9 protein-coding genes are annotated in these 12,556 nt (G+C 50.3%); all 9 read left to right on the forward strand.

All coding sequences use genetic code 11. The annotated features are described in order from the left end of the window. The first annotated feature begins 306 nt into the window (after window positions 1-306). The 9 genes from OHJ21_RS23925 (at window position 307) to cydC (ending at window position 12,525) form a co-directional block, all read left to right on the forward strand. On the forward strand, window positions 307-1,521 hold the full coding sequence (locus tag OHJ21_RS23925) for a TraB/GumN family protein (protein WP_100540090.1): 1,215 nt from the start codon (window positions 307-309) through the stop codon (window positions 1,519-1,521). A gap of 364 nt (window positions 1,522-1,885) precedes the next feature. Continuing rightward, window positions 1,886-2,743 (forward strand): carbohydrate ABC transporter permease, encoded by an 858-nt coding sequence (locus OHJ21_RS23930; RefSeq protein ID WP_100540091.1) that lies wholly within the window; start codon window positions 1,886-1,888, stop codon window positions 2,741-2,743. Next, window positions 2,740-3,624, forward strand: coding sequence for a carbohydrate ABC transporter permease (locus OHJ21_RS23935; RefSeq protein WP_100540092.1), 885 nt, complete (start codon window positions 2,740-2,742; stop codon window positions 3,622-3,624). The genes OHJ21_RS23930 and OHJ21_RS23935 overlap by 4 nt, the downstream gene beginning before the upstream one ends. A gap of 53 nt (window positions 3,625-3,677) precedes the next feature. Further along, the gene (locus OHJ21_RS23940; protein WP_486021353.1) at window positions 3,678-5,063 is read left to right on the forward strand and encodes an ABC transporter substrate-binding protein; all 1,386 of its coding nucleotides are present in this window, start codon (window positions 3,678-3,680) and stop codon (window positions 5,061-5,063) included. A 133-nt stretch (window positions 5,064-5,196) separates the two neighbouring features. Further along, window positions 5,197-6,204: a LacI family DNA-binding transcriptional regulator gene (locus tag OHJ21_RS23945; protein WP_394058162.1), complete on the forward strand. Its 1,008-nt coding sequence runs from the start codon at window positions 5,197-5,199 to the stop codon at window positions 6,202-6,204. 329 nt (window positions 6,205-6,533) lie between these two features. Beyond that, on the forward strand, window positions 6,534-7,898 hold the full coding sequence (locus OHJ21_RS23950) for a cytochrome ubiquinol oxidase subunit I (protein WP_100540095.1): 1,365 nt from the start codon (window positions 6,534-6,536) through the stop codon (window positions 7,896-7,898). Beyond that, entirely contained in the window at window positions 7,895-8,911 is a 1,017-nt protein-coding gene (locus OHJ21_RS23955) for a cytochrome d ubiquinol oxidase subunit II (RefSeq protein ID WP_100540096.1), read from the forward strand. The genes OHJ21_RS23950 and OHJ21_RS23955 overlap by 4 nt, the downstream gene beginning before the upstream one ends. Before the next feature lie 102 nt (window positions 8,912-9,013). Continuing rightward, the gene (gene cydD, locus OHJ21_RS23960) at window positions 9,014-10,801 is read left to right on the forward strand and encodes a thiol reductant ABC exporter subunit CydD (protein WP_486021395.1); all 1,788 of its coding nucleotides are present in this window, start codon (window positions 9,014-9,016) and stop codon (window positions 10,799-10,801) included. After that, window positions 10,798-12,525, forward strand: coding sequence for a thiol reductant ABC exporter subunit CydC (gene cydC / locus OHJ21_RS23965; RefSeq protein WP_486021354.1), 1,728 nt, complete (start codon window positions 10,798-10,800; stop codon window positions 12,523-12,525). The genes cydD and cydC overlap by 4 nt, the downstream gene beginning before the upstream one ends. Window positions 12,526-12,556: the final 31 nt, after the last annotated feature.

Below are 12,556 nucleotides of genomic sequence, written 5' to 3' on the forward strand. Positions count from 1 at the left end.
TTTTTTTTCGGAAAGTCTCAGTTGTAGGTGTTAAAAATAAGAAAAGTCTCAATAAAGATCTTACAATGTCTCATTCGTAAGCATTAGATCGATCGGTTTTGTTCACTTTTAGTCTCATTTGTAACCATTACGCACAGTTATGGTTGCTGAAAGCAAGAAAGTAGAAGATAAGGGTTCGCCATAACGACAATATCGGTATGGCGAACTCTCATCAATCTATGATCATAAATGAAGCCCCATGGCGGTTATTCTTTGTCACAAACTAAGTAGTTTCAAAACTACACGAGAATAAAGGAGATTACATAAATGAAAAATTGGAAAAAAATGCTCTTGTCCCTCGCGATTTCGGTTGGTTTGCTCGCTTCGGCAGTGCCTGCCATGGCAGCGCCACAGCAGCCGGCAGTAAAAGTCGATAACCAAGTTGTTCACTATTCGCTTGGTACACCGATGATAGATAAGGGCACAACGCTTGTTCCGCTCAGAACAACGCTCCAGGCTCTGGACGTGCAACTGACGGGTGCTGCAGATGACACCATTACTGCGGTGGTGGATGGTAAAACCATTACCCTGAAAGGCAAACTGAAACGAATCCATGGTGTAACCTATGCGCCCATTCGGGTTGTTGGGGACGCTGCGGGTTATAAGGTTAGCTGGGATGCGAAAACTCGCTCCGTTCTGCTGGTTTCCAAAGAAACGGAAACCGTGCAAGCGGGTGGCCGCGGCTTCATGTGGGAAGTGGAGAGCAACGGGAATACGGTGTACCTGGTAGGCTCCATGCATATCGCGGATGACAGCTTCTACCCGCTGCGTCCGGAGTTTGAAGAAGCATTTGCCGAGGCGGACTATTTGGGTGTCGAGATTGATATCAGCAAAGCGGCTGATGAGGAGCAGCAGAAACTGATCATGGATCTGGGCATGTATCAGGATGGGACAACCTTGAAGGACCATGTATCCAGTGAGACCTATGCCAAGCTGGGCGAAATTCTGAAGCAAAGCGGCATGCAGCCGAATGCACTCGATGCATTCAAGCCTTGGGTTGCCGAAACCACAATTAGTAGTCTGAAATCCGTGAAAGCCGGGTACGACGCATCAGCTGGAATCGACCTGTATTTCATCCAGAAGGCCATCGAACGCAAAGTGCCGATTCTGGAACTGGAAACTTATGAATCCCAGCTGGGCATGTTTGATAACTTCTCCAAAGAGCTGCAGGAGAAAAACCTCAATACCGCCCTCGATAACTTCGACGTGCTGGATGAGAGCGTGAACCAGATGGCCGAAATGTGGAAAACGGGCAATGATGAGCAGCTGCTCGAGTTCACAAACAGCATATCGGGTGACGAGGAATATAATAAAGCGATGCTGATCGACCGCAACATCGGCATGGCAGACAAAATCGACGGGTATTTGAAAAACGGCAAAAACGAAGAGTATTTCATTGTGGTAGGGTCAGCCCACTATCTGGGTGAGCACGGCATCGTGAAGCTGCTTAAGGATAAAGGCTATACTGTCGTTCGCAAATAAATAGCGGCAGGGTTGTAGTCTACGGGAACCAAAACCTTCCAATGATCGTCATTCGATCACTGGAAGGTTTTTTAATGGTAAGAAAGGGGCATGCCGAATCTGTATCTAAATGATTAGCAAAGCAATGCAGCGCTTTCATTTCTCCAAAAAAAGAGTTGATAATTGGGAAATCATCCTCTATGATATTGTCATCAGACCGATATGGAAAATTAAAGCACTTTAACTTTTATGTTTACATCATCCTATGAATGCCTTGAAACAGGGCAAACTTTATATTGAAAGTTAAAGCGTTATAATTTTCATAATAAAAAGAAAGGTTGGTGTTTACGTGACCCATCGCGAAAGCCGGCGGCAGACGTTATACATGTACCTCTTCATTGCTCCATGGCTTATCGGTTTCCTTGTGTTTGCCTTGTATCCGATTCTGTCATCCCTTTATTACAGCTTCACGGACTATGACATTATCCATCCGCCGAAATATGTCGGCCTGGCGAATTACATCGAAATGTTTCACAATGATCTGTTTTGGAAATCCGTTGTGGTAACGGTGCGGTATACGTTTATAAGCGTACCGATCCAACTGCTGCTGGCACTCGGATTTGCGCTCCTGCTCAATACGAAAATACCGTTCCGCGGATTTTTCCGCACCGCCATGTACTTTCCGAGCATGGTATCCGGCGTGGCGATGTCACTGCTGTGGTACTGGATCTTTAATCCATCGATCGGCCTGTTCAACTACGTTCTGTCCTGGTTCGGCATCCGTGGCCCATCTTGGCTCATGAGTCCGGATTATGCACTTTACGCTCTGATGATTATGTCCTTCTGGACAGTAGGCTCAGGCATGATTCTGTTCCTCGCGGGGCTCATGAGTGTACCTGCAAGTCTCGTGGAAGCCGCCAAGCTTGACGGTGCGGGACGCTTCCGGATTTTTCTGAATGTGACGCTTCCCATGATCTCACCGGTGCTATTGTTCCAGCTGATTATGGGGGTCATTGACTCCTTCCAGGTATTTACGCAAGCGTATGTCATGACCCAAGGCGGTCCGAACTACTCAACATGGTTCTATGTTTACAACCTGTACACCAGCGCCTTCAAAGAATACCGGGCTGGATACTCCTCCGCTCTCGCGTGGGTTCTGCTGATCGTTGTCATGCTGTTTACGGCACTTATTATGAAATTCTCGAACCGTTATGTTCATTATGAAGGAGGCGGACGCAGATGAGTAACATTCCGGCAGCCAGTCCTTCGACTTCACCTTCTACGAATAAACGCCGGCGCAAAATCGATGCAATAAGCATTGCCAGCTTTATTGCCTTAGTGGTCACTACCTTTCTCATGCTCCTGCCTTTGTTTTTCATGGTCTCGACCTCATTGAAATCGAAGAAGGAACTGCTGAAGTTTCCTCCGACCTTTTTGCCGGATTCCTGGCAGTGGAGCAACTACAAGGAAATTTTCGAAACGCTGAACTTCGGCCAAATGTACATGAACAGTCTCATTATCGGCATTCTCACCGTGGTCGGCACCCTGTTGTCGTCGTCGCTGGCAGGCTACGGCTTCGCCAGATACCGGGGCAAGGGCAGCAACCTGTGGTTCATGCTGATGCTCAGCACCATGATGCTTCCTTATCCAGCGATTATGATCCCGCAGTTCATTCTTTTTTCCAAGCTGAACTGGATCGATACGTTCTTGCCGCTGATCGTACCTGCATTTTTCGGCTCGGCATACAACATCTTTTTGCTGCGCCAGTTCTTTTCCACCCTGCCGGATGAGCTGTTTGACGCCGGACGCATGGACGGTTGCGGCGAGCTGCGGATGTGGTGGCGGATTGCCTTGCCTCTGTCTGGCCCGGCACTTGCAACCGTTGCGATTTTTGCCTTCATTTACAGCTGGAACGACTTGCTGACACCCGTGCTCTACCTAAGCTCATCGGATAAATTTACGCTTCCGGTCGGTATGTCTTCCTTCACCTCGTCGCGGTTTCGCATTCCGCCGTGGCATCTGCTCATGGTTGCCTCCGTACTGGCCATGCTGCCAATTGTCACTTTATTTGCGATAGCCCAGAAACGATTCGTTGAAGGAATTGTACTTACAGGCATCAAGTAAAGACCCGCCGCAGCGGCGGCAAAAAAACTTGAGTATATGGGGGACTGTAGATCATGAACAAAAGAAGGATTAAAAAGACCTATGCACTTCTGCTTGCGTTCAGCATGCTCGTCGTATTGGCATTGTCCGGCTGCAGCGGCGGCAAATCAGCGGGAGAAGTGGCTCCCGCAGGCAAAGGCGATAGCGCCGGCTCTTCAGGCGAGCAAGTAACGATAACGCACTACACCATGGATTCGGAAGACCGCACGTTTATTGAAAAGCTGGTTCCGGACTTTGAAGCCAAGCACCCGAACATCAAGGTCAGAATAGAAAAGGCACCTTACGAGCAGTTCGACAGCAAGCTGCAAACGCTGATCGCCGGCGGTAAATCGCCTGACGTGACAAGCCACTATGGCTACGGTGGCTTTGCGGAATATTTCAACAAAGATATGCTGCTTGATATGAGCGACATGATAAAAGAAGACGGATTTAAAGCATCCGATTACAGCATCCCGGATGACCTCATGGAAATCTATACCGTCAAAGACCATGTATACGGTATTCCGGTCAATATGTATGTGACTCTCATGCTCTATAACAAAGACATGTTCGATGCTGCCAATGTTCCTTATCCTCCAAGCGATTACGAGGACAAGAGCTGGACGTTTGACAAAATGGTCGAAGATGCAAAAAAAATGACTCATTTATCCGACGATATCGCTAAAACACAGTATGGCGTCGACTTCACATGGTCCGAACGCGATATGCGCCCACTGTATTTCGGCGTTGAGCCATACTCTCAGGATACCTGGACTAACGGCGGCGTGCCTTCAGAGACTCATTTCGATTCTCCTGAAGTGATCACAACCTATAACAAACTGTTTGACCTGATTTTGAAAGATAAGGTTTCCCCGACGACGGAATGGAGTAAGAGCGTAGCCGGGCAAAATGGCGATGCATTCGTAACCGGCAAGATTGGCATGACCGTCAGCGGTTCCTGGAGCCTGGCCGGCTCCAATGACTTCCCGTTCAAGGTCGGCGTGGCTGCAGTTCCTGCCGGCGGCAACGAGAAGATCCGCAGCGTGCTGTTCGTCGATCCCCTCTTTATTCTGAAAGATTCCAAGCATCCGAAGGAAGCTTTTGAATGGATCAAATATCTGGTCAGCGATGAAGTTCAGGAAAAATCCATTGACCTGAGCGGCGGCAACCCTCCTGTCAATACGAAGGCAGCCGAGGCTTATTACAAGCATTTTGAGGGCATCGATCCGGAAGATGTGAAAAAGGTTTACGAAGGCGCCGTCAAATACGGCTTTGAATCCTACAATCACCTGATCACCAACTACTCGCAGATCAACGACATGTTCATCAACGAAATGCAGCCGATCGATACCGGACATAAGACCGTTGAAGAAGTGATGCCGACGATCCAGAAAAAAGTCATGGAAATTATCAAACGCTAAAACAAACTTATCGCACCGTCCCAAAAGGGGCGGTGCTTTTGTTAAATTAGCTTCGCGGCCAGGCCTCCGTGCATGTATACTAGTGTTAAGTCAATGTAAACGTACGGAAAATCTGCCGCAAGGAGTATAAACCATGAAGGTTAGTATATTTGACGTAGCCAAAAAATCAGGACTCTCCGTCGTGACGGTTTCACGTGTCTTAAACGGTGCCGAATCGGTTCGAGAGAAAAACAGACTTAAGGTTCTGGAGGCCATCAAGGAGCTTGATTACCGTCCCAATGCGGCTGCCCGGAGTTTAGCACGCGGTAAGACAGGGATCGTCGGCTTGATTGTGACCACCCTTCAGGACTCTTTCTTCGACGCTGTGGTCAAGGAGCTGAATGAGGTGCTGGCACTTCACGGTTATTTCCTCGCCATTTCGGTCTCTACGGGCATAGGCTCCGACGAAGCCCATTATCTGATTCAGGAAGACCGCGTGGACGGACTGATTCTGCTCTCACCAATGGAAGAAGACAACTATATCGTGGAATTGAAACGGCGGAATATCCCTTATGTCCTGATAGACAACCAGAAGCCGGATAATGACGCTTATTCCGTCACTATAGACAACTACAAAGGCGGTTATGCCGCAACGAAGCACCTGCTTGATCTCGGCCATACCTCCATTGCGCATATCAGCGGGCAGGATATGTTCCGCAGTACGAGAGAACGCCGCAGCGGCTTTCTGCAGGCGCTTGAGGAAAGGAGCCTGGCGCCGTTCGAAATGATTACGGGCGATTTCGAAATCGACTTTGGCTATGATGTCTGCCGTAAATGGCTGCGGGAAGGACGACTTCCTTCCGCCGTATTCGCAGGCGATGACAATATCGCGCTCGGGGTTATGAACGCTCTTCTGGAAGAAGGCATCCGGGTTCCAGAACAGGTAGCCATTGTGGGTTATGACGATCAGTATATTTCATCCAAGCTGCGCCCCCATTTGACAACGGTCCGGCAGCCTACTGACCGGATTGGGCTTGCCGCAGCGGATATGCTGCTAAAGCGCATGGATGGTACGATGAAACGAGGGGGCAATGTTCGGATTGACCCTGAGCTTATCGTAAGAGAATCTACGTTCAGACCTGCAGAAAGTGCGTCCGAATAAATAGAAAAACATAGAGTCCGTTGTTTCATTCAAAGAAGAGTGCCTGGTTCCCGTATTTACGGGGACTTTTTCTTTTTTATCGAATGTACGAGTAGATGAGTATGCAGCTTCAAATACCATACATCGGTTAATAGATCAATGACTCGATGGAGTGATTTTTTTGTTTTTCACCGAGTTGTCGGAAAGATACGATTGTTTTTTGAACGAGAGGCTTTCGTGATTCATTTGAGACATGGCTTCGTTATAATAACGTTTAAATATCGGGTATGTACTTATTAGGGTCAATTCCGATCAACGAATGAACAGGGTTTGAAAGGAGGCAGTATCTCGTGGTTATAGATACGGTGCTGTGGAGCAAATGGCTGACGGGGCTAACCTTGGCGTTTCATGTCATTTTTGCCACGGTTGGCGTGGGTGTTCCGTTAATGATTGCCATTGCCGAATTTGTCGGTATACGTAAGAAGGATCCCCATTACACGCTCATGGCCAAAAGATGGACGCGCGGGTTCGTTATTTCGGTGGCGGTTGGCGTGGTGACTGGAACGGCGATCTCCTTGCTGCTTGCGCTTGTATGGCCGAACTTTATGCAAGTGGCGGGGAATGTTATCGCGCTCCCGTTATTTATGGAGGTTTTTGCGTTCTTTTTTGAAGCCATTTTCCTGGGGATATATATGTACACGTGGGATCGGTTCCGCAACCCGTATATCCATTGGCTGCTGACGATTCCGATTGTTGCCGGGGCAGGCATGTCCGCTGTTTTTATTACGACTGTGAACGGATTCATGAATCAGCCTGGAGGCTTTGTCATGGAGGCAGGCCACTTTACGGCGGTTAACCCGCTGCAGGCGATGTTGAATACGGCGACGCCTTCAAAAGTATTCCATGTTCTAACCTCGGCCTATTTGACGGGAGCTGCCCTGCTGGCAGGAATCGCAGCCTACGTGATCCTGAGAAAAGGGGCCACGGCATATTACAAGAAAGCATTGAAGCTCATGATGGCGGTTGTTCTGGTGTTCAGCTTGCTGACAACCTTAGCCGGGGATATGTCGGCCAAGTTTTTGGCGGAGCATCAACCGGAGAAACTGGCGGCAGCAGAATGGCATTTTGAAACGGAAAGCGGTGCGGATTTGATATTACTGGGCTGGCTTAATGCAGAGCGGGAGGTCATGGGAGCTATCCACATTCCGAAAGCGCTCAGCTTCCTGGCCTTTGGAGACTTTGATGCCGAGGTAAAGGGGCTGGAGGAGTTTCCGCTTGATGAAAGGCCGCCGCTGCTTGTCCACTATTTGTTTGATTTCATGGCCGGGATCGGTTTTGTTATGTTGGCCGTTGCGGTCCTGTATTTCCTGTTTTTGTTCTGGAAGAGACGCAATGAGCTCAACAAGTGGCTGCTTCGGGCCATTGTTTTTAGTGCGCCCCTTGCTTTTTTGGGCGTTGAAATGGGCTGGTTCTATGCGGAGCTCGGGCGGCAGCCATGGATTATCCGCGGATATATGCGCGTAGAGGAGGCGGCTACCACTTCACCGAATGTAAGGATTCTCTTTTTCCTCTTCCTGCTATTGTATATTGTGCTAGGGACCATGTGTGTCTTTGTACTGAGACGCTTGTTCCGTAATAAACCGGCAGAAGCCGAGCTGGACGAGTTCGTGAAAGAGAAACGCGATCAATCCACGGGAAAGGGTGAGCCGGTATGATCCATTACGAGTTGATAGGCATCTCGGTTCTTTGGCTGTTTTTATACGGCTATCTAATCATTGCCTCCATTGATTACGGTGCTGGTTTTTTTGCCTTCTATGCCCGTCTGACGAAGCAGGACCACCTGATCAATCGATTGATATCCCGCTATTTATCGCCGGTCTGGGAGATTACCAATGTGTTTTTTGTCTTTTTCTTTATCGGCATCGTCGGTTTTTTTCCGGACACGGCCTATTATTATGGCTCTGCGCTGCTTATACCGGGAAGCATCGCCATAATTCTGCTGGCGATCCGCGGCTCCTTTTACGCGTTTGAAAATTACGGCTCCAAAGAAAATATCGTGTATCTGTTTTTATATGGAGCCACAGGTTTGCTGATTCCGGCTTCCTTGTCGGTAGCATTAACGCTTTCCGAAGGCGGTTTTATTGTGGAAAGAGGCGGGGCTGTTTCTTTGGAATATTGGACACTGATGACGAGTCCGTTGTCGTGGAGCATCGTTGCATTGGCCATCGTATCGGTGCTGTTTATAAGCGGATCGTTCCTGGCCTTCTACGCCTCCCGGGCGGACGATCAGCCAGCGCTAAAGCTGGTGCGCACCTATGCCCTGTTTTGGAGTACGCCCACCATTATTGCCGCGCTTACGGCATTTATTTTCCTCAGTCAGCATAATGAGCGGCATTTTCAAAACATGATGGATTTATGGTGGCTGCTGGCGCTTTCCGTCGGTTTTTTCATGATAGCCGTATGGCTGCTGTACAAAGGACGCCGCTACGGACTGGCTTTTATTTGTGTCATGCTGCAATTTTTCTGTGCGTTTTTTGCATACGGTATCGGGCAATATCCTTATATTCTGGATCCGTACATTACCATTCAAAGCGGAGCCACGCATGAGTCGATGGGCGCTGCGCTTGTGGCAGCCTTTATCGGCGGTCTATGTCTGCTGATTCCGTCTCTTATACTGGTCTTCAGGCTATTCCTGTTTGATGCGGATTATGTAAAAGGCAAAAAATAATAATCGTGTGTGGGTATCACTTCATTTGGGAGCACCTTGCAGCGGTTTGGTATAAAGGAGGGGAGTTAGTTGAGGGGGAAAACCACTCTGCTGGCTGAGCAAATGTCCGCACAAAGGAAACGGTTGATTCTCTTGGGGTTCATGTCGCTTGGGCTCGGTGCAGCCATGGCAGGCCAAGCCGCGCTGCTCGCCGAAGCGGTCCAGAGGATTTTTGTGCAGCGGGCTTCCTTTTCGACGGTTGTTGTCATACTTGGCGCCTTGCTGGCTGTGATGGCTGCGCGGACGCTGCTGTCTTATGGAAACGGGATCATCGGCTTGCACATGGCTGCCAGTGCCAAGACGGAGATGCGAGCAGCGGTGCTGCGTAAGCTGGCCCATGCTTCCGTAGCTTCCGCGTTTCGTGGACAAACGGGCGGAAAGGTCAGTGTGGCGCTGGATGCCGTAGACGAGGCCGACAGTTATTTCAGCCAGTATATCCCGCGTATGATAGAAGCCTCCATCATTCCTGTCCTGATTCTGGTCATTGTTTTTACGGAGCATATGAATTCCGGCTTGATTATGCTGTTTACCGCCCCCTTTATCCCGATTTTTATGGTGCTTGTGGGGCTGAAAACGAAGAACAAATCGGAGGAGAAATTCGCACAGCTGGCCGAGTTTTCCGGTACGTTTCTCGACTCTCTTCAAGGGCTGGTTTCGCTCAAGCTGTTTGGTCGGACGGAACATCAGCAGCAGGAAATTGAACGCAGCAGCCTTGGCTATCGGGATGCAACGATGGGCATTTTACGGATTGCGTTTACCAACACCTTCATGCTGGAATCCATCGTCATGCTTAGCATTGGTGTTGTTGCGCTTGAGCTGGCGCTGCAGCTGCTGGTTTTCAAAACGCTTTCCTTCCACACCGCCTTTTTGATCCTGCTGCTGGTGCCCGAGTTTTACAGCCTGCTAAAAAACACGGGAACTGCTTTTCACAGCGGTCGTACCAGCATGGGGGCCATCCGAAAAGTAGAGGAGATGCTCACGGAAACAAGGGAGGCAGGGGCAGTGACAGATGGGCAAGAGAGCGCCGGGAAAAAAGACAGAACAAACGGGGACAATCCGATGGATACGGCGGATAAGCCTGGGACAGCCGATCTGGGTTTGATTCGGATGCCGCCAACCATCGAACTGAGGGATGTCCGGTTTCGGTATGCGCCGGATTCGTTCGAGCTTGCAGCCGGCGCCATGTCGTTTGGATCAGGGGAGCAAATCGCCATCGTCGGTAAAAGCGGATCCGGCAAAACCACCTTGCTGCATCTCATTGCCGGACTGCTTGCGCCAACGTCGGGAGAAGTGCTGGTGAACGGACGTCCGCTTGCGCAATACGATGAGGCTCACTGGTTTGATCATGTTAGCTACATTACCCAGCATCCGTATATTTTTGCCGGCACGTTTGCCGACAATATTGCGATTGGAGCGGGCAAGGACGTCTCCAGGGACGAAGTGCTGCAGGCGGCGGAGGCCGCCGGACTTGCTGCGGTTGCAGCCGAGTTGGAGCAGGGCTATGACACCTTTGTCGGCGAAGGGGGCCGGGGATTGTCAGGCGGCGAGAAGCAGAGGCTGGCGCTGGCGCGTGCTTTTTTGAAGCAGCCTGCCGTTATTTTGTTTGATGAGCCCACCGTCGGATTGGACTTGCACACCGAACGCGTCCTACAGCGGTCCATTGCCGAGCTTGCAAGCAAAGCGACCATGATTACCGTGGCGCACCGCTTGTACACGATACGGCACGCAGACCGGATATTGTTTATGGACAACGGAGCGCTGCTGGACAGCGGGCGACATGATGAGCTTCTAGCGCGTCTGCCCCAATATGCTGATATGGTGGATGCCCAGCGGAAAGGGGGACTCACATGAATGAGCTGGCTATTTTAACCAAGGCGATGATTCAGGAACGGAAGGATATTGCCATCGCCATTATCGGAGGATTCGTTGCGGGCATCGCAGGTGTATGCCTCTTCGCCGCAAGCGGGTATGTGATCTCCCAGACTGTATTTGCCCCGCCGCTCTATACCTTGATTGTGCTGACGTCCCTGGTAAAAATACTGGGTTTGCTGCGGGCGGCAAGCCGCTACGCGGAACGCTTGTATTCCCATCGGGCGACATTCTCTCTGCTCAGCCGTTTGCGTACATCCTTTTTTGCCAAGCTGGTTCCTTTGACGCCAGGGATATTGGGCAAAAAACGGAGCGGAGAGCTGCTCGCACGGATCGTCGGAGATGTAGAGAGCTTACAGCATTACTTTCTGCGCGTCGCCTATCCGCCTGTCATTGTGGTCATGGTATTTCTGGCTACGGTTTTGTTTACTTCCGCCTTTTCATTCTGGATTGCCTGTTTGTTTGTGCTGGGGATGCTGGTAACGGCTTTTGTGGTTCCGGGACTTGTTCTCCTTGGGCAGAGGAGGATATATGGCCGCGTTCGCCAAGAACGAGCGGCGCTTTCCACTGAAGTGACCGAAATGCTTTACGGTTTCCGCGATTTGAAAGTATACGGGCAAATGAAAAAGCGCGAGCAGCAGCTGCAGCGCACCTCGGCCGCATTGGCAGCGGAACAGCAAACGGCAGCCCGGCATTTGCTGCGCGGGCAATCGCTGCATGTTTTTGTATCGTATCTGATTTCATGGGGCGTACTGATTCTTGGCGCTTATTTGATTATGGCCGGCTCGCTGGCCGGCGTATTTCTCGCCATGCTGGTCATGGCTTCGCTTACGGTGTTTGAAGAAGCCGCGCCAATGGCCACACTGCCTGCTTATAAGCTGGATAGCGAACATGCGGCAGCTCGGCTTGCGGAAACGGTTCATGCCACAGATAAGCAGCCGCCGCAGCCAAGCGGTGTCCTCCCTATCGGGAAGGCCGTTTCCATTGAGCTGAGCGGTGTTTCATTTCAATATGAAGATGAATGGCGCCCAGCGCTGAAGGACATTTCCCTCTATCTACCGCCGGAATCTAAAACCGCCATTGTCGGGCCGAGCGGATCAGGGAAAACCACCCTCATCGAATTGCTGCTCAAGCTGCGTTTACCGACAGACGGCCAGATTCGTTTGAATGATACTTCGGTTACGGAACTGGATGAAACGAGCATTTGGCAAGCCTCAAAGGTGGTGCTGCAGCACAGTCATTTCTTTCGGGGCACCATTCGGGACAACCTGCTGCTGAATGAGGAACATCATTCCGATCAAGCGTTGTCGGTTATACTGGATAAAGTGCAGCTGCCGAACAAGTCCCTGGACGATAGGGTGTACGAAAAAGGGGAGAACTTGTCGGAGGGAGAGAAGCAGCGCTTAGCCTTGGCCCGGGCGATGCTCCGAGAGGGACGCTTATGGCTTCTGGACGAACCGACGTCTTCACTGGATTACGTTACGGAGCAGCGTGTTTTTCAGCATCTGCTGGCGCAAGCGGTTAACGATACGCTTGTTCTGATTTGTCATCGGCTGACCGGCTTGGAAGAGATGGACCGGATTGTAGTCATGGACCAAGGCAGGGTCATTGAAGCGGGCACGTATGCAGAGCTGATGGAACAAAAGGGATATTTTTACGAAATGAAACAAATTGAGCTGCAAATGATCGGCGAAGACGGATCATAGGAGCTGAGCATTACGGCTGATTTCAGCCATT

This window comes from Virgibacillus sp. LDC1 (genome assembly GCF_025792345.1).
GTDB lineage: Bacteria > Bacillota > Bacilli > Paenibacillales > Paenibacillaceae > Paenibacillus_AQ > Paenibacillus_AQ lautus.

What these genes read in the sequence shown, in the direction of transcription:
- OHJ21_RS23940 (WP_486021353.1), top strand. Translation starts at nt 3,678, where the DNA reads ATGAACAAAAGAAGGATTAAAAAGACCTATGCACTTCTGCTTGCGTTC.
- OHJ21_RS23955 (WP_100540096.1), top strand. Translation starts at nt 7,895, where the DNA reads ATGATCCATTACGAGTTGATAGGCATCTCGGTTCTTTGGCTGTTTTTA.
- OHJ21_RS23930 (WP_100540091.1), top strand. Translation starts at nt 1,886, where the DNA reads ATGTACCTCTTCATTGCTCCATGGCTTATCGGTTTCCTTGTGTTTGCC.
- OHJ21_RS23925 (WP_100540090.1), top strand. Translation starts at nt 307, where the DNA reads ATGAAAAATTGGAAAAAAATGCTCTTGTCCCTCGCGATTTCGGTTGGT.
- cydC (WP_486021354.1), top strand. Translation starts at nt 10,798, where the DNA reads ATGAATGAGCTGGCTATTTTAACCAAGGCGATGATTCAGGAACGGAAG.
- OHJ21_RS23945 (WP_394058162.1), top strand. Translation starts at nt 5,197, where the DNA reads ATGAAGGTTAGTATATTTGACGTAGCCAAAAAATCAGGACTCTCCGTC.
- OHJ21_RS23935 (WP_100540092.1), top strand. Translation starts at nt 2,740, where the DNA reads ATGAGTAACATTCCGGCAGCCAGTCCTTCGACTTCACCTTCTACGAAT.
- cydD (WP_486021395.1), top strand. Translation starts at nt 9,014, where the DNA reads ATGTCCGCACAAAGGAAACGGTTGATTCTCTTGGGGTTCATGTCGCTT.